21 protein-coding genes are annotated in these 22,471 nt (G+C 36.9%); 9 read left to right on the forward strand and 12 right to left on the reverse strand.

All coding sequences use genetic code 11. The annotated features are described in order from the left end of the window. Window positions 1–54: 54 nt before the first annotated feature. The 6 genes from AC106K_RS13815 to AC106K_RS13840 all read left to right on the forward strand — a co-directional run bounded on the left by AC106K_RS13815 (window position 55) and on the right by AC106K_RS13840 (window position 7,145). A complete protein-coding gene (locus AC106K_RS13815; protein WP_059333863.1) occupies window positions 55–261 on the forward strand; it encodes a helix-turn-helix domain-containing protein in 207 nt (68 codons plus the stop codon). Further along, entirely contained in the window at window positions 261–2,963 is a 2,703-nt protein-coding gene (locus tag AC106K_RS13820) for a class I SAM-dependent DNA methyltransferase (protein ID WP_123871780.1), read from the forward strand. Before AC106K_RS13815 ends, AC106K_RS13820 begins: the two co-directional genes overlap by 1 nt. A gap of 1 nt (window position 2,964) precedes the next feature. Further along, window positions 2,965–3,627: a RhuM family protein gene (rhuM, locus tag AC106K_RS13825; protein WP_310468414.1), complete on the forward strand. Its 663-nt coding sequence runs from the start codon at window positions 2,965–2,967 to the stop codon at window positions 3,625–3,627. A 139-nt stretch (window positions 3,628–3,766) separates the two neighbouring features. Beyond that, the gene (gene rhuM / locus AC106K_RS13830; protein WP_310468412.1) at window positions 3,767–3,976 is read left to right on the forward strand and encodes a RhuM family protein; all 210 of its coding nucleotides are present in this window, start codon (window positions 3,767–3,769) and stop codon (window positions 3,974–3,976) included. 3 nt (window positions 3,977–3,979) lie between these two features. After that, window positions 3,980–5,941 carry a DEAD/DEAH box helicase gene (locus AC106K_RS13835; protein ID WP_123871779.1) on the forward strand — a complete coding sequence of 654 codons (1,962 nt, stop codon included), beginning with the start codon at window positions 3,980–3,982 and terminating at the stop codon, window positions 5,939–5,941. Beyond that, on the forward strand, window positions 5,934–7,145 hold the full coding sequence (locus AC106K_RS13840) for a GIY-YIG nuclease family protein (RefSeq protein WP_123871778.1): 1,212 nt from the start codon (window positions 5,934–5,936) through the stop codon (window positions 7,143–7,145). Before AC106K_RS13835 ends, AC106K_RS13840 begins: the two co-directional genes overlap by 8 nt. Before the next feature lie 646 nt (window positions 7,146–7,791). Here the strand turns inward: AC106K_RS13840 and AC106K_RS13845 are convergent. The 12 genes from AC106K_RS13845 to AC106K_RS13900 all read right to left on the reverse strand — a co-directional run bounded on the left by AC106K_RS13845 (window position 7,792) and on the right by AC106K_RS13900 (window position 14,654). Continuing rightward, window positions 7,792–8,604 carry a PRTRC system ThiF family protein gene (locus tag AC106K_RS13845; RefSeq protein WP_123871777.1) on the reverse strand — a complete coding sequence of 271 codons (813 nt, stop codon included), beginning with the start codon at window positions 8,602–8,604 and terminating at the stop codon, window positions 7,792–7,794. Beyond that, window positions 8,601–9,311, reverse strand: a complete 711-nt coding sequence (locus AC106K_RS13850; RefSeq protein WP_123871776.1) for a PRTRC system protein B — start codon at window positions 9,309–9,311, stop codon at window positions 8,601–8,603. The genes AC106K_RS13845 and AC106K_RS13850 overlap by 4 nt, the downstream gene beginning before the upstream one ends. Window positions 9,312–9,323: 12 nt before the next feature. Then, the gene (locus AC106K_RS13855; RefSeq protein WP_123871775.1) at window positions 9,324–10,472 is read right to left on the reverse strand and encodes a hypothetical protein; all 1,149 of its coding nucleotides are present in this window, start codon (window positions 10,470–10,472) and stop codon (window positions 9,324–9,326) included. 16 nt (window positions 10,473–10,488) lie between these two features. After that, window positions 10,489–10,707 carry a PRTRC system protein C gene (locus tag AC106K_RS13860; RefSeq protein ID WP_123871774.1) on the reverse strand — a complete coding sequence of 73 codons (219 nt, stop codon included), beginning with the start codon at window positions 10,705–10,707 and terminating at the stop codon, window positions 10,489–10,491. A 10-nt stretch (window positions 10,708–10,717) separates the two neighbouring features. Then, the gene (locus tag AC106K_RS13865; protein ID WP_123871773.1) at window positions 10,718–11,281 is read right to left on the reverse strand and encodes a PRTRC system protein E; all 564 of its coding nucleotides are present in this window, start codon (window positions 11,279–11,281) and stop codon (window positions 10,718–10,720) included. Next, complete coding sequence (locus AC106K_RS13870) at window positions 11,268–11,636, reverse strand: hypothetical protein (protein ID WP_123871772.1); 369 nt, start codon at window positions 11,634–11,636, stop codon at window positions 11,268–11,270. Before AC106K_RS13870 ends, AC106K_RS13865 begins: the two co-directional genes overlap by 14 nt. Window positions 11,637–11,638: 2 nt before the next feature. After that, on the reverse strand, window positions 11,639–11,848 hold the full coding sequence (locus tag AC106K_RS13875) for a hypothetical protein (RefSeq protein ID WP_259111225.1): 210 nt from the start codon (window positions 11,846–11,848) through the stop codon (window positions 11,639–11,641). Beyond that, a complete protein-coding gene (locus tag AC106K_RS13880; protein ID WP_123871770.1) occupies window positions 11,832–12,188 on the reverse strand; it encodes a penicillin-binding protein in 357 nt (118 codons plus the stop codon). The genes AC106K_RS13875 and AC106K_RS13880 overlap by 17 nt, the downstream gene beginning before the upstream one ends. Before the next feature lie 5 nt (window positions 12,189–12,193). Further along, window positions 12,194–12,640 carry a hypothetical protein gene (locus AC106K_RS13885; RefSeq protein ID WP_123871769.1) on the reverse strand — a complete coding sequence of 149 codons (447 nt, stop codon included), beginning with the start codon at window positions 12,638–12,640 and terminating at the stop codon, window positions 12,194–12,196. Then, window positions 12,637–13,047, reverse strand: coding sequence for a hypothetical protein (locus AC106K_RS13890; RefSeq protein WP_123871768.1), 411 nt, complete (start codon window positions 13,045–13,047; stop codon window positions 12,637–12,639). Before AC106K_RS13890 ends, AC106K_RS13885 begins: the two co-directional genes overlap by 4 nt. Before the next feature lie 67 nt (window positions 13,048–13,114). Further along, a complete protein-coding gene (locus AC106K_RS13895; protein ID WP_123871767.1) occupies window positions 13,115–14,188 on the reverse strand; it encodes a DUF932 domain-containing protein in 1,074 nt (357 codons plus the stop codon). A gap of 58 nt (window positions 14,189–14,246) precedes the next feature. Then, entirely contained in the window at window positions 14,247–14,654 is a 408-nt protein-coding gene (locus AC106K_RS13900; RefSeq protein ID WP_123871766.1) for a single-stranded DNA-binding protein, read from the reverse strand. A gap of 116 nt (window positions 14,655–14,770) precedes the next feature. Here AC106K_RS13900 and AC106K_RS13905 point away from each other — a divergent pair, with 116 nt between their 5' ends. From AC106K_RS13905 to AC106K_RS13915, 3 genes are all read left to right on the forward strand, one after another. After that, the gene (locus AC106K_RS13905) at window positions 14,771–14,938 is read left to right on the forward strand and encodes a hypothetical protein (RefSeq protein WP_164466469.1); all 168 of its coding nucleotides are present in this window, start codon (window positions 14,771–14,773) and stop codon (window positions 14,936–14,938) included. Between the two features lie 1,097 nt (window positions 14,939–16,035). Beyond that, on the forward strand, window positions 16,036–17,220 hold the full coding sequence (gene avs1a, locus AC106K_RS13910) for an AVAST type 1 anti-phage system MBL fold metallo-hydrolase Avs1a (protein WP_164466468.1): 1,185 nt from the start codon (window positions 16,036–16,038) through the stop codon (window positions 17,218–17,220). After that, window positions 17,220–22,463, forward strand: coding sequence for a S1 family peptidase (locus tag AC106K_RS13915; RefSeq protein ID WP_123871764.1), 5,244 nt, complete (start codon window positions 17,220–17,222; stop codon window positions 22,461–22,463). Before avs1a ends, AC106K_RS13915 begins: the two co-directional genes overlap by 1 nt. Window positions 22,464–22,471 lie beyond the last annotated feature (8 nt).

The following is a 22,471-nucleotide window of genomic DNA, read 5'->3' on the forward strand; positions in this document are numbered from 1 at the left end:
AAATAAGCAAAGCAATTCAATGAGACCTTTTAAAAGGTACAAAACCGAATTACAATGAACAGAATTAAGGAAGTGTTGGAACAAAAGGGAATTAAGCAAACTTGGTTGGCTGAAAAACTCGGAAAAAGCTACAATATGGTAAACGCTTATGCTCAGAACAGGCAACAACCGAGATTGGAAACCTTAATGGAGATAGCGGATATTTTAGACATAGACGTGAAAGAATTGCTAGTTTCTAACAAACCTGAACAAAATAACTAATGAAATCAACTGAAATAAAGCATAACGTTGAGAATCTGATTGACAACTTCTCAAAAGAAGAATTTGTCTTTGAGTTGCTGGTTGCATACGGCATTTCTAAAACATCTGTAACACGACTAAAAAAAGGAGACTACAATTTATCCAAAGTTGATGGAGAAATACTATACAAAAAGAAAATATTCTTTAAAATTGAAGCATCTAACAAACTGCTGAGTAGTATTGAAGAGGTTGCAAAAGAAGAAAGAATCCTAAAACATCAACCTAGATTTGCAATTCTTACCGACAATAAACAAATAGTTGCTAAAGACTTGAAATTAGGTAAAAACTTAGATATTCAATTAAAAGAGCTACCCAATTACTTTGATTTCTTTTTGCCATTAGCAGGTAGCGAAGTTTATAACGCTTCCAACAATAATGAAGCAGACAGAAACGCATCTTACAAAATGGCTTCTTTGTATGATTTGTTGATTGATGAAAATCCGAGTATCTACAATTCAAAAGAAAGTATTCACAACCTCAATATCTTCTTGTCCCGTTTGTTGTTTTGTTTTTTTGCAGAAGATACCGAGATATTTGATCAAGACAGCATTTTTACCAATACACTAGCTCAGCATACTGCCGAAAACGGAAGAGACACTCATACGTTTTTAGATGATTTGTTTGCCCGTTTAGATAGCGAAAGCGGAAAAGATTATCCAGATTTTTTAGCCAAATTCCCTTATGTAAATGGAGGATTGTTTAATCAAAAAATAAACTCACCCCTGTTTACCACAAAAGCAAGAAAAACGCTTCTTGAGTTAGGTGAATTACAATGGAAAGATATTAACCCTGATATTTTTGGGTCAATGATACAAGCAGTAGTAATTCCTGAATATCGAAGCGATTTAGGAATGCATTACACTTCTGTAGAAAATATCTTAAAACTAATTAAACCTCTCTTTCTTGATGAACTCTACGAAGCGTATGAAAATGCGACCACAGTAAACCATTTAAGAACACTCATCAAAAGAATTTCCAAAATCAAATTCTTTGACCCTGCTTGTGGTAGTGGAAATTTCTTGATTATTACCTACAAAGAAATACGCCTTTTAGAAATCAATATTTTAGAGAAAATTACAGATTTAGAAGGACAAAGTCCTACTATAAAGTGGACTGAAATACAGCTTTCACAATTTTATGGCATTGAAATAGATGACTTTGCCCACGAAATGGCAATACTCTCACTTTGGTTGGCAGAACACCAAATGAACAAAGTGTTTGAAGAACGATTGTTTGATTACGGAAAATCGAAACCTATATTACCATTAAAAGAAGCAGGGCAAATAAAACAAGGTAATGCTACGAGAAGAGATTGGAATGAAGTATGCCCAATTTCTTCAACAGACGAAGTGTATGTGATTGGGAATCCACCTTATTTGGGTTATAGCCGACAAGACGAAACTCAAAAGGAGGATATGAAAATTGTCTTTTCACGAGTAAATAACTATAAAAAACTTGATTACATAGCGTGTTGGTTTTATAAGGGAACCAATTACATCCAGAATACAAAAGCTAAATATGCTTTTGTAACGACCAATTCCATAACGCAAGGGGAACAAGTAGCCTTATTGTGGCCATTAGTTTTAAGTAAAGGACAAGAAATTGACTTTGCACACCAATCTTTTAAATGGACCAACAACGCCAAAGGAAATGCAGGAGTCGCAGTAGTAATAATTGGAGTAAGAAATATTGACGGTACAGAGAAATTCCTTTACAATCAAAATCTAAAGCAAAGTGTAAAAAATATAAATCCTTATTTGACTGACACCAAAAATATTATTGTAACAAAAAGAAGTAAACCAATTTCATCACTTCCAATCATGATGAAAGGTAGTCAGCCAACAGATGGCGGGAATCTCTTGTTGTCTCAAAAAGAGAAAGATGATTTGATTGAAAAGTGTTCAAGCTCAAAGGAAATTATCAAACCATTTGTTGGAACAAAAGAGTTTATTGATGGGGATAGTAAATACTGTTTATGGGTAAATGATAATGACTTAGAAAATATTTTTTCTTGTGATGAAATTAAAAGAAGATTTGATGCTGTTACCATAATGCGATTAAATAGTACAAAGTCAGCGACCAACAAGTTAGCTTCATCTCCACATAAATTTGGTGAAGTACGTTATTTTAAAAAAGAAGTAATCATTGTCCCAACAATTACTTCAGTAAGAAGAAATTATATTCCGTGTGGAATTCTTGATGAAAATCATATAGTTTCAAATACAGCTCAAGCTGTGTATGATTTTGATCCTTATATGTTTGGTATAATTTCATCAACAATGATGCTAGTTTGGGTAAAAGCAGTTGGAGGAAGATTCAAAACAGACTATATATTCTCCTCTTCAATATGCTTCAACACCTTTCCGTTTCCAGACATTACAAACAAGCAAAAGGAAAATTTAAACCTTTATGTATTTGCCATATTAGATGAGCGAGCCAAACATCCCAGCAAAACAATGTCACAACTGTATAATCCAACCACAATGCCCAAAGGTTTGCTACAAGCACATCAAGAATTAGATACTGCTATAGAACAATGTTACCGTTTGCAACCTTTCAAAAACGACACCGAGCGTTTGGAATACTTGTTTAAACAGTACGAAGAAATGTTGCAGAAAGACACGCTTTTTGCGAAGCAGAAGAAAACGAAAAAAAGACAGTGAAATGAGCAAAGAAAATCAAAATAACGATTTACAGCCTATAAACAACTTTGTTATTTTTAAAACTGAAAATGGTAAAGTAAATATAGATGTTTTTTATCAAAACAAAACGCTTTGGTCAACTCAAAAAACAATAGCTGAACTCTTTGAGAAAGGACGTTCAACCATAACCGAACACCTCAAAAAAATATTTGGAGATGCCGAATTGGATGAAGCTTCAGTATGTCGGGATTTCCGACACACTGCCGAAGACGGCAAAACCTATAAAACCAAATACTATAATTTAAGAGCCATAACAGCGGTTGGTTACAGGGTAAACTCCCAAAGAGCCATTGAATTTAGAAAATGGGCGACTGAAATTTTGCACGAATACATCATCAAAGGTTTTGCTATGGATGATGAGCGATTGAAACAAATCAAACATTTTGGAGAAGATTATTTCGAAGAAATGTTGGAGCGAATCCGTGAGATTCGATTAAGTGAAAGGCGTTTATATCAAAAAATTACAGACATCTACGCTCTTTCTGCTGACTATGACAACAAATCGGAAATAACCCAACACTTTTTTGCTTCGGTTCAAAACAAACTACATTGGGCAATAACTGGGAAAACGGCTGCCGAGATTATTATACAGAAGCAGATGCTACCAAGATTTATATGGGCTTAAAAACTTGGAAACAAGCCCCAGACGGAAAGATTTTAAAAAGTGATGTAATTATTTGAACGTAGAACATTTAAAAGCGTTAGAAAGAATAGTTACTTCTTACTTAGACTTAGCAGAAAACCGAGCAAGGAACAGATAGGTAATGAATATGAAGGATTGGGATAACTTTTTAGTCCAATTTTTGGAATTGGCAGATTATCCTATTTTGAAAGACAACGGCAAAATATCAATGTTGGAAGCAAAGCTAAAAGCCGAAAGTGAGTATGATAAATTCCGTGTGATTCAAGACCAAAATTATATTTCCGATTTTGATAAGGAAATGAGAAAATTAGTAGACAAGAAAAAGAAATAACCAATGCCAAATATAGTACACGTAACATACGACCAAACAGGAAAAAGCAAAAGTACCAATCGTTTAGGTATGCGGGAAATGCAGGAAAAAGCATACGAAGGGAGAACTGCTCAATACTTATTACTTAAAGCACCGCCAGCATCTGGTAAATCGAGGGCTTTAATGTTTATTGCCTTGGATAAATTGCAACATCAAGGCATTAAAAAAGTAATTGTTGCTGTTCCTGAAAAATCCATTGGAGCATCTTTTGGCACAACAGAACTAAAAAAATACGGTTTTTTTGCCGATTGGAATCCCAATCCAAGATACAACCTATGTACGCCAGGCGAAGAGAAAAACAAAGTAACGGCATTCTTAAACTTTTTAGAATCTGACGAACAAATTTTAGTGTGTACACACGCCACTTTGCGTTTTGCATTTGATGGTTTGGACGTGAAAAAGTTGGATGATACTTTGGTTGCTATTGATGAATTTCATCACGTATCAGCAGAAGGTGACAATATCTTAGGGCAAGTGTTAAAAAGCATTATGGCAAATTCCAGTGCTCATATTGTTGCTATGACAGGTTCATACTTTAGAGGTGATAGTGTACCAGTTTTAATGCCAGAAGATGAAGCGAAATTTACGAAAGTAACTTATACTTATTACCAACAATTAAACGGTTATGAGTTTTTAAAGTCATTAGGGATTGGCTATCATTTTTATACAGGTAGATATTTCAAAAAAAATCCTGAAACAGGAATTTCTGCCTTAGCAGAAATATTAGATGAGAATCAAAAAACCATTATTCATATTCCGAGTGTAAACTCTGCCGAATCTTCAAAGCTTAAACACGATGAAGTTGACCATATTATTGATGTTTTGGGAACAATAGAATATCAAGACGAAATCACGGGAGTGATATACATAAAAAGTCACAAAACAGGCAAGATTTTAAAAGTTGCAGACTTAGTTCAAGACAATCCAAAATCGAGGGATAAAATAAGTGGATATTTACGTGAAGTGAAATCGGTAGATGACATTGATATTATTATTGCTTTAGGAATGGCAAAAGAAGGCTTTGATTGGCCTTATTGCCAACACGCTCTAACAATAGGTTATAGAGGTTCACTGACAGAAATTATTCAGATTATAGGTAGAGCTACGAGAGACAGTAATAACAAATCTCACGCACAATTTACCAACCTCATTGCTCAGCCTGATGCTCAAGATGATGATGTGAAATTGTCTGTAAACAATATGTTAAAAGCCATTACCGCATCTCTGCTTATGGAACAAGTTTTAGCCCCAAACTTCAAGTTCAAACTAAAAAAAGATGAGGATGATGAAGACGAAGATGATGAGAAAACTATCAAAATTAGGGGTTTTAAATTACCCACTTCACAAAGAGCCAAAGACATCATTGAAACAGATCTGAATGACTTAAAAGCAAAGTTATTACAAAATCCTCAGATGCTTAAAGCAATGCCGGGGAATGTTGAACCGGAGGTTATTAATACAGTTCTAATCCCTAAAATCATTCGAGAAATTTATCCTGACTTAAGTGATGATGATATTGAAGCAGTTAGACAACACGTAGTTGTTGATTCTGTTATAAAAAATAGTACTATTGAAGAACAAGGCGATAAGAAGTTTATAAGAATGGCAGGTAGTTTTGTAAACATTGATGATATTCATATAGACTTGATAGACCAAGTAAATCCTTTTCAAAAAGCTTTTGAAATTTTATCAAAATCGGTAACTACCCAAGTTTTAAAATTGATTGACGAGCATATTCAGTCTACTAAATTTGAAATGACCGAAGAAGAAGCGATTTTGTTATGGCCAAAAATAAAAGAATGGGTTAAGAATAATAATGGAGAACAACCAAACATTCAAGCGTTTGACCATAAGGAGAAAAGAATGGCAGAAGCACTAGTTTTTTTGAGAGAACTAAAACGTAAAAAAGCATTGGCAAATGGCTAAAAAGAAATTAACTATAGACGATATTTTTGATGATGACGATTTTGGCTTGTTAGATTCTAAAGCCAAAACTTCTTCTGTGAAAACAGATGAAGAAAGACTTATTGATTCCTTTGAAGAAATAAACAGATTCTTTGATAAGAACAAAAGAGAACCAAATAAGTCAAGTATGTCTGAATATGGTTTGATGGCAAAATTGAAAAACTTTAGAGAAAATGAATCTCAAAAGAAGATTCTAAAACCATTTGACAAGCATAACTTATTGGGATACGTTGAATTGGAAAAAACAACAATTGATGATATTCTGAATGAAGATGATGAACTTGGCTTATTAGATTCAGATAAGGATTTGGACATTTTCAAATTCAAACACACACCAAAACCAGAAGAGAGAGCTGATGCAGATTTTGTTGCACAAAGGAAGCCAATTAAAGAAAAAGAGTTTGAGAAGTATGAAGCAATGTTTTTCAAAGTACATAAGGAAATCAAAGAAGGAAAAAGAAAGATAAAGCCGTTTAAAAACATTGAAAAAAATCTTCACGTAGGCGATTTTTATTTAATGGATGGCATTCTTTTGTACTTAGAATCTGCGAATTTGAAAACAGAAGAAAAAGAATTAGGTTCAGGAAACAGAGTTCGCACAGAAGGGCGTACGAGAACAATTTTTGAAAATGGAACTTACAGCAATATGCTTTTTCGTTCCTTAGGTAAGCAAATCCAAAAAAACGGAAAATTGATTACCAATACTTATGAGAAAATCGAACAAGACTTATTTGTCAATACAGGACTTGTAAAGGAAGAAGATGTACAATCAGGTTGGATTTATGTACTGAAATCAAAATCAAGCAACACTCAAATAGCAAACATTAAAGACTTATATAAAGTTGGTTTTGCCAGAAATTCAGTAGATGAGAGAATAAAAAATGCAAAAAATGAAGCGACCTATTTATTTGCGGACGTACAGAAAATTGCGACTTACAAAGTTTATAATAGAAATGCTGACAAACTAGAAGGTCTTTTGCATAGATTTTTTGCAAAAGCTTGTTTAGACATTGACTTGTTTAATGAAAAAGGACAAAGACTAAATCCGAGAGAATGGTTTGTAGTTCCTTTTGAAGTAATCGAAGAAACAATTCAATTGATTTTAAATGAAAATATAGTAAACTACGAATACGACCCTGCTGAGAAAAAGATTAAATTGAAATAAAAGTAAAAAAATAAGAACAGTGCTTTCTATTAATTATGCAACGTCAGTTCGTAAACAAGCTGACGTTGTTAAAGCAATTAGAATTTAGATATTGTGAAATAACACTTAAAATTATTTATATTTGTTGTGAGCTAGCGGAAACACATTGAAAAGCAAAGCAATAAGCACCGTTACCAAATCGTTACCTGACTTCTTTGATTATCTCTATAAAAGATTAGTATTCAACCGATACAGCTTTTTTCTGAAAACTTTAAAATAAAATTAATGCCTAAAATATACCTAAGAATTTATTTTTTGAAGGCTGGATAAATATAAAATCATAGCATTAAATGAAATTTAAAAAGTACCCGTCGGTGCTTTTATTGTTTATAAACTTTAAAAATAGTCCCTTTTATAAATAGATTTTTTTTAAAAATCATGGCAAATTTGTGGGAATGGCTTTTGATAAAAGAATTAGAAAAAAATATAAATTGATAAACAGAATTTAGTTGTTAGAAGAAAACAAACCAAAATAATGAACGAGCCGCAAGCGGTTTTTAAAATGGAATGGCTCCGCGGGTGCTATTTTTAAAACTGGTTGCACCGCTTTTCTGCCAAAATTCGGTTCCGACCATAGGAGGAGCCGAATTTTGGCGCCGGCAGTTTTTCAACTGCCAACGCAAATAGGTTGAGTTCTGAAATTCTTTAGATTTAAAAAGAAGCCTCTATTTTCTGTCATTCCCGTTTTAAACATATTCCAAAGGAGGGAAGCTCCCATTTGTGCAATGGTGCTGTTGATAAAAAGGTCCTGTTTTAAAAGAGCTTCAGCCAGCGAGCAGCTTGGTGTGTTATCCTCTTTTTCAGAACTGAGCATTGCATCACCGTATTCAACAATAATGGAGGGAAGCGAATCAAAGGTTTTGAATTTCTTTGATGTGGGCTGCTCTATTTTTCCAATGGTTGACAGTATTGCCTGACCTGTGTATTTGGTGTTCCCAAGGTCTAACCAATACCTTCCTTTATCCCTGTGGTTTGCGTATTTGCTGTTTAGTTCCTGTAATATTTCTGCAATCGTAAATCTTGAACCCACGGTATCGACACAGGATACATAAATTGATGCACCTGCATGGAGCGGTATTTCTCCTTTTTCATCCCTTTGGAATTTTTCTGTTTTGGCTTTCCAGTTTGTACCCGACCAACGGTTCAGCCTATTGATAATTGCCTGAGATTTATAAAGTCCCTTTTCTGATTCTGCAAATCTTTGGCGACCTACGTTTGCCGAGGTTATCATATCGTTATCCCAAAGATGTACCTCCAATCCTGGGTGGTTAAGTTCCAATAAACTGTGGTTGATTTCCATCAGCGCAGTCATAAATTTTGAACCTGTTCCACCTGCACCGATTACGTTGACACGGATGGGGTTTGTTGGGCTTAGCAGATAATTGTCCAAAAAGTGGACATTTGTTTTTGGCGTTCTCATCGTAATATATCTTTAAGTTTTTGATTGCTTTTGATAAGTCTATCAGTTGGGAACATGGTATCAGTTCCGATTAAGCTTTCCCACAGCAGTACGCAGTTTCCGTCAACAGGATTATGGTCAGCCATCAGGTGGGAGAAATAGCTATTAAAAAAATAGTTTTCCCATAAGGTCATCAGCTCTTTTATGGAACCTGTTTCGGTTGCTTTTATGTCCACTGTTCCCATACAGACCTCACCACTTTCATATACATTGAAAAAAGGCGCATAATGCAGGGCGGTGTTTGCTGTTGGTTTTCTATTGATGGCTAATGCATAGACATGGAGTGATTCTCGGTCTGCCATCCAGACCAAAGGCGGGGTTTGTGCCATTCCTGATTTTATTCCAAGCCCCTCAGAAAATAGAAGTTCTCTTTTTTGAGATTTGCTATACCAGATTATGGTTGCGGATTTTGCGTCAAATGACAATAGGTTATTGGGTAAAATGCCATCTGATTTTAGCTGAGTGAGACTGTCTTCATCAATATTTAGGGCTGTCGCCAACCTTTTTGCTTCACCTATTGTGAGGGGGTGGGGATTAACGGGCGCTCCATCACTGTCCATATCAAAGTGTTCGACATAAGTATCATTTAAGCCACCGTTGCTTTGATAAAAGACCAATGCGCTTGAGGGGTAAAAATAGGTTCCAAAGCTGTTTGTAATATCTTCCATGATTTCTAAATTTTAGAGTTGATGTTCCTGCCAAATTTGAATAAGGTTATCAATGGCATTAAAAACCTTGCTTTCAAAATCAAAATTGTTTTCTTTTATTCTCCTGTTGTCGTAGGGGATAAAGCGTGTAGGCTCGTCTATTTCGCAGTATTCCTGTAAATCATCGTTAACGGACTGGCAGAGCGATTCAAATAAACTACCGTGAATCGAAGCGCAAAATGAAACATAGTTATCCAATGAAATTGCAGGCTCATCAATTTCTATTCTTTCCCTGAAACGCAAGGGATAGAATTTTCTATTGATTCGAACATTAGGATAGGCGCTAAAAATCTTATAAAAAGACTTTGCTACAGTCAGGCATTTTTTATCAAAATCGGTTTTTGCGACAAATGTTTTTAAACGGTTTGTGTAACTGTGCAGGTTTATCGGGTCACTGATTATTTTTTTGATAAAATCACCGATGTGTTTAGCATCATTGAAGTCGGCTATAAACTCTTCCTCCGCACCGTCATCGTACATCCAATTTTCATGTATTTCATACATAGAGTACAGATAGCAATCATCAGTTCTGTAGTAGGGTACACCGAGAACCTGATAGATGTAGGCACATACAGAAAGTAAAAGCTTACTAGCCTGTTCAGTTTCTGAATTGTGCAGGATACCATAAAGTGGAATCACAGGGATATAGTATAAAGTCATTCCTGTATCGTATCTGTCTTCCTTTGCGAAGTAGGTGCTGTTATTATGATGTATCAATCGGACTTCTTTCCAATCCGTCTCCGTAATTTTAAGCTGTTTTTTAAGGTCTGCCATTGATTCAGCAATGTTATACGGAAAAGGGATATTTTCACAATCCTGTAAAGAAAGATTAAATTTTTTAGCGATTAGAGACAGGGATTTTTTAAAATCCCTGTCCATTTTTAATCTATCACAGTCCTGTATAGTTTCGGTTTCCTGCAATCGTGGAGGAAAGCGCATTCCTAAAAAGGCATTGGCAACATCGCAGGTGGTACGGACTTCTGTTTGTCCTTTTGTATTTCCCCTGCATCCTTTGGTTTTCTCATCCACCGTTCGAACTGCTCCAACTGTCGGTGCAGTTGCGCTTGGTTTTCTTTTCTTGGTAACTTTACCGTTTCGGGATATTGTGTTTGCATAATTCATGTGTTTGATTTTTTAGTTAACCTTTAGTTCCGATGACCGTCTCAAAACGATAGAAAATCGTATCATCCGCAATCGTGGGACGTGAAATTTTCGCAGTGGTGAGTACAGGATAGTTATTTGAATAAAAATTAAGGACTGCCTGTACGCTCCATTTTGGCTCAGGGTCGTCAAGCCTGATTTCCTGTTCTTTCTCTTTGAGTACGAATACTCTTGGAAGTGCTGTTGCTACTAACATACTATTGATTTTAAGGGTTATTCTCGTGAGTGATTTCGACTGTTTCTTTTACTGTATCTGAAAATAGGCTAGGGGCAAACTGTCTTTCGTAGATTTCCTGTTTCTTTTTGATAACTTCGGAATGTTCAGGATAATCCCCGACTTTAGGGAGTGCCGTCCAAGCATCTTTGTATTTTCCTTCCTTTTCAAAGGCATCCGCTTTTAGCATGGCTTCGTTATATTTCTTGTTTCTGTTGTCTTTTTCCTTTTGTTCCTTATTGGAGTTTTGTTTTTCCATCGCAGAATTCGCCTGAGCAAGTTCTACCTGTTTCATAAAATGTTCCATATTGGACAGCAAACCAGATGCAGTCTCTACAGGTTTTTTGATGTGGGTAAAAAATCCCTCGTCAAGTTCTTCGGGCGTACCTTTTAGGTTAAAGGGAGGAATCAGGTTTTTAGCCTTGTCCCCACAACTGTCATTTTCGATCAATATCGAAACGATAATTATATTTTCTGTTGCTTTGGTAATGGTTAGCATTAATTTGCTGTTCATTTCCATTTTAGCAATCTGTCTGAAAAAATTAGTTGCTTCCATAATAATTCATTTTTTTGTCGCTTACGCGGTCAGTGATGTATGATTCGGATAGACCGATTTCCCTTAATTGTGCTTCATATTCTGCCATTACCCTATTAAATTCTGCTGTTCCTTCTTCGCCTGCAAGGTGAAGTCTGTGCACTGTTCCTTCTTTCAGTGCCTTAGTGATGGTTCTGTGCAGTTCTTTGATATGTCTTCGTTGGTCAGAAAGTTTGCGTATTTCCTGTGCAAATAGCTGATAGCGTGAAAGGATGTCCAAGAAAATGAACGCTTCCACGACATTTTGATTTTTATATTTTTCGACAAACCTGTTGAATAACCAATCTGCGAACTTGTATTTTGCCAAAGTATCCATAGTTATCTTTTAATAATGTTCTGCTTAATATTTTTATCGTAGTTCATTCGGTAGCCATTATCGTGAATGACCTTTTCAAGCCCGTCCCTGACATACTGTAGTTGCTCCCAATCTTCGGATGATATATTGAGGACGTAGAGCTGTCCGAATTTCGTTACCATTTCAGCGATAATGGCGAGCGCCTGAAACGCTGTTTCAATTTCCTTTTTCATGGTTTCCATTATTTAAGGTTTCTAAGTAGCTTGTGTAGCGTTCTGTTAAATCCTTGCCTTTTTTAAATCGGTCTGTACGGTAGTTATAATTTTCCTCGAACAGGTTAACTGTTTTGGTTTTGAGGTTGATGTAATAGCGGTAAGACGCATTTGCCCGTCTCTCGTCCATTGTGCAGTGCTTTTTGATTAAAGAAAGTTCTCTTTTACTATTGCTTAATGCGAGTAAGGGTGTAAGAATTTCCTCTACGATATAACCCTGTTCGGGGGCACTCGTGCTGTCGGCAACACATATAATTTCTTCGCCGTTGCTTAATGTGATATGAAGATTAGAACGTGTCATAATCATTAATTTTGATGGGTTAATATTTCCTGAATCAATTTCAGGTCGAACTCAGATGTCCTAAGACGGATGTCTTCGAATGCCTGATAGCGAGCCATTCCATTAGAATGGACGAGTAATACATCGCTTTTTACATATCCATTTTCATTGCATAACCATTCTATTTCCTGCGCATCTGCTTCAACAAAAGTGAGTTCATTTTCACCGAACCACTGTTCATAAAAAGGCATATGCGTAGACTCATGAACGAGAAACCGAACAGTATGTTCTTTTTTTGCGATATAGCCCATAATAGGGTTGATTCCAAGCATTTCCACAAGTTCCATTGTTTCTTTCGTTCTATTGAGCCAGTCATTGGAGAGGTTGACGATAGCAATTTCAAAATTGTTGCGTCCTATCTCACTGTAGACCTTTAGAAACATAAACTCCGTTATTTTTGCTGTTGGTTTCATGGCTCGGATTTTAGGTCTAACGTTACGAGTAAATTGTCTCCAAACAGCAAGTAAATCGCATATTTTAGCTTTTTAGAACACTGTGGCTCTGCTGTAAATTTGATAAGGGCATTGATACTGAACAGCGCATCGTAACCGTCAAAAAGTTGGTCCCTGAATGTTTTTTTATTTCTGTACAGTCTTGTACCATTCTTTTTGTATCTACGCTCAAAAAAGGCTATTAAATTGTACCATAGTTCGGCAGTAATATGCTCTGCTGTCCAATCCTTTAAAATCTGCTCCTTGTTATCTTGGCAGAAATCTGCTTCTTTTTTGATGAAATCCGTCAGATTTTTAAGTTCATCGGGAAAAAGGTTGGCAAGCAAATAGGCTCTATCAAGGTTGTCCATTTGATTTAGTGTTTTCATTTGTACATCTTTTAGGATTAATTTTAGGTGGCAGACTTTTACAGGACTGCCACCTTTAAAAGTTTTATTAATTCAGTTCAAACACATCTGCACCAATTTTCTCAAATGAGGTGCATAGTTCAAATGCCTTTTGCGTTTTGAGCTGTGCAGTACCGCCCAGAACGATGCTCTGTAGTTTTGCTTCAGGGTTTTTGTAGTTTCGGACGTTTTGAAAGTACCCTGTCACGGCATTATAAGCGCCAAACAATGTCCCTTTTGTGGTCTCCATCAATTGGGTATCGTTAATCATGGCGTATGCGAATGCATCATCCACCGTGTTTTTAAACATCGTTGACAATTCATCATCCGCCCCTTTTTTCAGCAGGTCAAATGTTTCCTTGTTCGGACATAGGGCGAGCTGAATCAGTTTGCGGATTTCGCTGTCCTTAACTTTGACCTTTGCCCAACTGTTGAAAATGCCGTCCATCTGCATGGTCAGGGTGTTTGCCAATCCCATCACTTTGTGAGCATCGTTCAGGCGCTGTTTTGCTCCTGCGGTATGTTTGATGCGTACTACATTGCTCATGTTGCGGAGTGAAGCGTTCAGGGTGTTTTGACAGACGATTCGGATAGGGGTGAAGGCTGCCGTGATGCTTCCGCTCCCGTCATGGGAGGTCGTCAGGAAGATATATTTTTCAATCACATCATTGGAATTGCCGATTCGGATGTAGTTAGGGAGTTTGGCGGTTATAAAAATGCGTTCTCCATTTCCCAAAGCCCCTGCGGTTTCGTAGAGGATGCCACTTTCACCGCCTACGATAGAATCAAAAAATGTAAAGGCATCTTTATTCTGTACGATATGGTAGTCTTTGCCCACCACACCGAGTACGGTATTGTTGTCCGTGCGGATGTTGGCGAAATAATTGGGAACCTCGATTTCCGTGTCCTGAATGACGATACCGTCTGCAATCTGAACGATGCCCGAACCTTTTGTAAATAGTGGGCTTTTTTCTACTTCGTAGTCCAGACCTGCGTGGCGGATTGCTTCGGCACTTGTCGGGTAGTCCTGAACAATCTGTCCTAGTCCGTGCCAAGCCTTTTCCTTTACCGAGAAAAATGAATATCTGCCTGTTCTGTTGTTATAATTTAGATTATGTGCCATGATTTCTGATTTTAAGGTGTTTTGTTTTTTGATGAATCTGTGAGATTGAAACGGACGATTAGAATGGTAAATCATCTTCATCCGAGCCTGCGACTATTACGGTGTTTACATTCTGTTTTCCTGCACCGCCTTGTGTGCTTTGTCCGTTTTCCTGCTTGGCGGGTTTTCCTAAAGGCTTGATAGCTGAGGTATGGAAATTTAGCCCTGCTTTTGCTTTTCCGTCACTTGAAAGCCATGCCCTTGCGCTGATTCTGCCCGATAGTTCAACCAATAGCCCTTTGACAAGGAATGTCACGGCTTTAGGAGTAAGCCAATATGAGCAGTCCACAAATTCGGTCTGTTCAATGCGCTGTCCTGCTTTGTTTTTGTAGCTGTCATTCACTGCGATGGAGAAGTTGACAACTTCTTTTCCGTTTGGTGTTTTGCTGACTTCTGCATTTTTTGTCAGCCTTCCGATGATGTTCATAATCGTCTGTTTTTAAGTTATACAATCCTGTTACGCTTCCCCCTTTTCCTGTCCGGCTGAGGCTCGGCCCCGAATCATTTTTTTCAAAAGAAAAAACAGGAAAAAAAAGAAAGTCAATGTATACGCCGGTCAAATGGTGCAGAGCCAAGAGAAATGATGATTTAATGGGGGGGACCCTCTGGGGCGTAGACCGTTCATTCGTTATTTCTCTTGCAGGGTGGTGTCGGTGGCTGGCCGACGTATTTTTACTTCCCTTTTTCGACTGTTCTTTTGATAAAAACTGATTAAAAAGATCTTTAATTCTGAAAAACATACAGATATGAGAAAACATCTTAACGAGCAGAAATCCATAGATGTGAGAGAATTACAGATTAGATAGGGGATTGGAGAATGGAATTGGATAAGAGCAATGGCTTCTATTTTCCAATCTTCTATCATTGGAATGCAGAAAGCTCTTTTACAGCAAGGGTTAGTGCTTGGTGGTAAATGTGCTTTTGCTGTTGAAGGGAGAAAGCATAGAGCATTAAGAAAAATGAAAATTTGAAGATATCTTTTTGCGTGAGTGATAGAAGCGGCATCCTTTTGTAGGACAAAAGATATAGTGTATAGCACGACCGATCGCTGAATAGGCTCCTGTAACTAGAGCGATAGGGCACGCCATTTTTGAAACCTTCCCAGTTATCTTATTCTATCAGAAAAGAGTCAGGGTAGCTGTGGTGCAATTTGATAAACTGATAATAGTGTCTGATACCGGTATTGAGAATGGCCTTATAAGCTCCATAATTGGTCTCTAGGATGTCCCGAAAAGAAATATTGGAAGATGATAATCTATATAAATCTAGCACTATTACTGATATGGGAATATATAAGACAGATCAAACAGCCATCTTTAAAAAAAGGATACAAATTTTCTATGTGAAAAGAAAAATGTAGAAAGATCTGTTGTAGGAAATAGTAAATTCCGTTTAGAAACTGAACATGTTTTGTATCTTAAATTTTTAAAAAACACGAAAGAAGTGACAAGGTAATTAAAAGTTTTTATAACTTTAATACGTCTAGAAATCAGTAAAAGGCAGTCATCAGAGGACGGTTTAAAATTTTTGCTGTCGTCTTAAAAGCTACTATTTCTATACCGGATACGCTGAAAACCGCAAAAAATTAAGCAGCCATAGACAAATAGCCATTTAATGAAACTTCTTATTAGATTTTCAGGAGCAGTAATTTTGCTGTTATTTGCGAATGCTTGTGGAATATTTTTAGATAAGAATTTGGCAAAACGCTAAACCAATCATTCTAAATTCCTATTAATTTGCTGTTTTTAAAAAGATATTCCCTCTTCATCAAGGAAATGATGAAAACAGTTCATAATAAAAATAAATACATGATTAAAGTAGAGACTTTTCCCGCCAATAATGGTGATTGTTTTTTAGTTCATACTCCAGACGGAGTTATACTGATCGATTGTGGATATGTAAATACCTATAAAGACCATCTTAAACCCGTTCTGGAAAAATTGCATGCAGAAGATAAAAAAATTTTAAGATTCATCATTACTCATATTGATGAGGACCACATCCAGGGGGCTTTAACTTTCCTTTCCGACAACGGTGATGCAAAATCACCTAGGGTAATCAGAATTGATCAAATATGGCATAATAGTTATCGGCACTTACAGGTAGATAAGCTAGAAGGAAAAATTCAGGAAGATGCTATGGCTTTACTGACATCCACAATAAAGGAAATTGAACATAAAGTAGAAAAGCAGGTAAGTGGACGGCAAGGGAGTTCACTCGCGGGATTGATTTTGAAGAACAACTACAATTGGAATACTGATTTTAGAGAGGCAGCTTGTTCAATTGATTATTTTAGTGAAATTACGGTAAATGAACAAATCAAATTTGAGCTGCTCTCTCCAACTGTCAAAGCTCTAGAAAAGTTGGAAAGACATTGGAGAAAAGAACTTATAAAGCTCGGTTTTCGTGAACAAATCACTAAAGAGGAAATATTTGATGATGCATTTGAATTTATGCTTAAACTTAATAAAGAAGAGCCTAATGAAAATTCTTCGCAGCCTGCTTCTTCCGGCGAGATCGATATTGAGGCATTGAAAAAGAAAGCTGTCATGTTGGATACATCACCGAAAAATGGGAGCTCAATAGCTTTCATCCTGAACGCCTATGGTAAAAAGATGCTCTTTTTGGGAGATGCGCTACCTCGCATTATAGATGAGGAGATGGAAAAAAGATGTAAAGATTTAACAGGACCACTGAGATTTGACCTGATAAAGCTTTCGCATCATGGATCATTTGCAAATAACAGTCCAAATTTATTCGAATTAACAGATTCGAGTCGCTATTTAATTTCCACTAACGGACTTTCAAGCCCCCATCCCGATAAACAGACACTGGCATGGATAATCGGGAGACCTACTGTAGAAACAAGAGAAATATATTTTAATTATGAAAATGAAGGATATAAACTTATGGATAACGAAACATTAAAGAACAAGTACACGTTTCTACCAATATTAGCAGATAAACCCGAAAATCGTAATATTACGCTGTGATGATTAACCACCCAGAACAACTTATAGACGCTGTTTGCCGCATAAAATGTGGAGAAGACCATGGTACAGGTTTTTTTATTTCTCCCGTACTGATAATGACCGCCAATCATACGATCATGGATTTCGACATTGAAGAAACCGAAATACAAATAACTTTACCAGACGGTACGGTCCACACAACGGCTATAGTAGCACAGGACGAGTATCTTGATGTTGCTGTCCTTCAAATTGCCTGCGAAAGAGAAAATGAAACCTTTCTCCCAATTGTACTTGACCATATAAGGTATAATGAAGAATGGTCTACATTTGGATATCCCTTTAACAGATTGGCAACAGGCCAGTTGTTTCAGGGAACGGTGCAAGCTCATGCCCGAAACCTACCATATGATCTCAATTTGGTATCTGTGGAAATTGATCCAAGCACAGATTATAGTGGCCTTTCTGGTGCACCCTTGTTAATCGATGGTAAAGTTAATGGTCTGATAACATGGAGTACTCATAGGGGTTTAGGGGCCGTCAGTGTCAGCAAGATTAGTACTTTTCTAAGCGATAACAATATACAGTTTCATAGCCAAATTGAACAGTCCTGGTCGCAAGAATTTGATACGGAACTTGAAGGAGTGGTGGAAAATGCTGCGGTAGTTTCCAAGCTGATGGATTCACTGGAAGTAAACGGGAAATATCATTTGCTACACGGATCCCCAGGTTCTGGAAAGAGTATCATTTCTTCGCTTATTGAGCCAAGGTCTCGAGCTAAAAAGATTTTGGGGCGTTATCTGTTAAGAACTCCCGGAGACGATGTCCCAATCTTCGTTAGAGCGTCCAAAGAATATTTTCTACAATGGCTTGAAGATCTATTTAGTAAATATATTACTGGGGAGCCCATGCCCAGATCCGATATGAAATGGAACAACAGATTAGAACGCCTTTTATCTCTGCTCGATAACGTGAATGCACAGTTAGTATCAAAAGGTGAAGCAGCAGTAATTGTGATTGACGGTCTCGATGAGGTTATTTCGATTGACCAGGATGGCTTGAAGGGCTTTTTAAGTATGCTGCCAGAACGCTTACCAAGCAATATTTCTATTTTGTTATCTTGTAGTTCTCAGGAAATTCTGCCGGTGTTTATTAGAAGCCAATTAGATGATGAAAACAAAATTGTCGTCACACCGCTCGATCAGACAGTTACCGAAGCTATTTTAAGGCAGGCAAATGAAAGGTTAGCTCTTGGCCTATCCATAACTCAACAGGCACAGCTAGCTAGAAAATCTGAAGGGCATCCGCTTTATTTACATTATATTGTTGAAACAGCAAAGATTATCGAAATCGTAGGCCGTGATGCATGGATTGAGGGATTGCCAACAATTTCGGGGGATATTAAAAATTATTATGAAGCAATCTGGTCGCGATCGTTAAGTGTGGACTCCGACAATTATTGGATCTCGCTTATTGCATCTCAGTTGCGCGAGACGGTTGAAGAACAGGAATTCAAATTGATGCTACCCGAGCAGGTACAACATAATTTTCAGGTCCGATTTCCCATTATCAGGCATTTTTTCAAGTTTGGAAGAAAGATAGCAATCTACCACCAGTCTTTTGTAAATTTTATTTCTAGTAAGGGTGGCGGTGACATAAAAAAAGCACACGGTTATATTTCAGTTCATAACGTCCGTTCTGAGGGATCTCAATATGCACTTAAAAACTTACTACATCATCTATTACTATCTGAAAATCCATTTCCTTCGATAGCTAGATGTAACCAAAAGTGGGTGGATGATTGTGCATTGATACATATGGAGCCCGATCGTGTGATTTCGGATGTTGAGCGTGTAGAAGAACTCTGTATCGATAAGAGTGTCATCGAAGAACTAGTGCGGATCAAACTGCTTCTCCAAAGATTACGTTTTAGATACAATACTATACTGGCAAAACACGCATTTGAGCTTGCAGATGCCATAATTGAAATGGGCGATGCTGATGCTGCGTTGAAATATATTATTAGGGAAGATATTCTTTTGATTTCGATTGAAGACTCGCTTTATTTTCTACAAAAGCTATTTGATATTGGTGCGGAAAAAGAAGCTTTACAACTTGTGGACGCTGTCAATTTACGGTTTCGAGTATTGCTTGAAAAAAGTGTAGAAACGGGTGGATTAGATATTAGTTTGTTTTATCTTCAACTGAAGTTTAATACAATATGTTTATCTCGTAAAAATTTTCCTACAGCATTGTTGAAGTATATGAAAGGGACTGAAATTTTAAGAGAAATCTCAGACGATGAAGATGAATCAGATGAAGTTCGTGACATTGCAAGATCAATGAGGACAGATTTAGAACCTTATCAAATAGGTTATGTTGTTTATAGACTTTTGTCTTTTCCTGGCATAGAAGATATGAGTAAATTCTCTGATAGTGTTTATACGGCAGATACTGCTAATGTTTTAGCACGAGCAGCATTATTTTACGAAGACTTTAAGCAGAAATCTGCTAGAGCAACAGAAGACAGTGATGCATTTAAAAGACTTATATCCGATATCGAAACATTGGTTACTGATCATGGTTACAATGAGGATGATATTGATAATTTATTATTCGCTCTCATTAAAGAAACTAAAAAGCCACATCTTTTGGAAGAGATGATCGCAAAGAAACTTACGAAGCCCGTTACGTTTAATTTGCGAGTGCCTAATGGGGTAGATCCAGATCTTGATTCGATCAATATATTTTATCAGGAACAGATTTATCGGGGATATGTAGATAAGAGCGGAGTTTATCCGATATTAGTAAAGCATGGACCAACTACATGGGAGGGATATATTAAGTCTTTGTACGAGCGTTGTGGTTTTTTACAAGGTAAGCTTTATAGAATATATTCTGAAGAGAACTTTGACGCTCTTCCAGCCTTGCAGAAGAAAGCGCAAGAAATATTTGAGGAATTTGACTTTAGTCTGAAAGAAAGGGTACAATTCAACCGTTGCTATCAGCTAATTGAGGATACGGTAGCTTTACTGTATCACCGATTATTATTGGTATTTCTTGAATTAGGAGAAGATTCGGTTAGCTGGTTTATTGAACGGGTCATTAATCCGAAGAATACACAGTTGGGCATGTATACGGAAGGATACCGTAGGACATTATATGAAATTTCTGCGGAACTAGCAAAAAATACCAAGCAGAAACAGCACGCTTTCAAAGTTGTAAGAGTTTTAGAAGACCATGTGTATGATGCGGTTCAAAACAGGTGGGAAAAGATCCCTGAGCTGATTGAAATTATTGGGTTTTATGCAAAGATTGGCGCAAAATCCAGGGCACGGTTTGTTTACCAGCTGATGCTTAATACTTCAATGGGGCCAACTTGGTATAAGGAAGGGCAGTTTGGACTTATCAATTCAGTGCTTCGTAAAATGGATCATGATAAAGCAGATCAACATTATGCAGATTTTGCCGCATATCTCGAATATGCGGCAGGAGAGATGACCTTTCAACGTTATGTACAATCTGCAATGAGCAGGTTTAGTGGAACTTTAGCAAATGCAGGACATTTATCGCGAGCAATTGAGTATTTTAAATTCCAGATATTGCCATCAGCAAAGACAATCTTGGATAATGCAGATACAAGCACTTTAGATGCCCCCACAAAGGGGGACGGATATATCCTTGGTGCACGATCAATAATCGAAGCTGATGCAATGAGTCAATTCCTTTTATCAGTTAAAGGAGATCCATTAATCGTTTTTGCCCTCAGTGAAATTTTTATTTTTAATGAAGATACAGATAGATATATTGACAATTTTACAAAAGTTCAATATCAGGTTTACCAAGATGCATCTCATATTTCGGAAAGCTATGCGCAGGAAATTATAGATAGAATTGCTTGGCTTGTATCTGACAATCGTTTCAGCAAATTCAAAAATCTTTACATAAGATCACTTTATCGGTCATTCAAGACTGATTTAGATAAACTTGAAATTAAGCTATTAAGCTCTGGAATAGATAAAGGTGACCTACCTGAGATTTTACCGGAAGCCAGAGAAGCCAAAGGTTTTACAAAGGAAGATGACGAAGCAATGGCGAAGCTGGGAGGACCATTACCAGGTGCTGGAAAAATGAGTAATTATTCGCAGTTACCAGAAGCCATATCAAAAGCTTCGGATGAATTTGCATTGGAAAATATGAGTGAAGGTTTTCAAATACTGGTTGACTGCTTAAAGGTTCTTGCTAATGATGGAAGCGATATTTGGGAAGGCGGAAATCTTACAAAGGATTTAGGCGTTTTATTTGATCTTTTTCGCATCCACGCCTCAGCTGAGGATGCGGTCACATTATTAAAACCTTTTATTATAAATCACTTAAGTGATGACTGGTATGTAGTCAGTTTTCTTTTAGGGCTATTGAGTGACAAGCTCGATGCCGATATAAAGGAAACAATAATTATTTATGTTAAGGAACATATAGAATACATTATCCGATCTGAGGGTGATTTTAAAGCAAAATATGAGTGGTTATCTTCACCAATTAGTTCACAGGGTAATATTGATGAACAGTTAGTGCAATTTTTAGTCTGGTTGTTAAACCACCCTTTTTCCACAGTAAGGAAAAAAGTTGGTGATACACTTGTGTGGCTGAGCACAAAGAAAGGCTCATTGATAGTTTCTTCGCTAATAAAAGATTCTCTAGCAAATGATTCTGATTTATCCAATGAATACTCAGGTTATCTATTAAAAGAAATGAGCACAACACTTTCACAGGAAATATGGAACTGCTTAAAGAATGATCAGGATGTACAGACTGATATTTTGGGACTAGATCATACCATGCTTCAAATATATTGGCGAGAAATACTTGAAAATTGCGGGGAAGAAGATGAAGCATTACACGAACTGCGGCAAAGATTTGGAAATTTTTTCCCTACTGACAATTTTGATGGTAGAGACGTTTATATAGAAGACGTAGAACTTTTGCCAGTGCTTGATACATTATATGATCTGAACAATTTAAACTTACTCAATGCCGCCTATATCAATAATTTAAAAGTGCAAAGAGAAAGATTAACCTGTGATTTGGGCGAAGCTGAGCATCAACGAGTAGAGCGATATATTAGAAGAAGTTTTCTTGAAGAGGAAATTGAAATGGGGCATCACCAATATAAGCTTCATACCGCAGTTAATAAAGCACTAGCGGGACGAGTAAGTGTAGGGCAAATCAAGGAGGTTTCAGAGATATTGCAGATTACTGAACTTTAATAGAAATA

The organism is Chryseobacterium sp. FR048 (assembly GCF_056844665.1).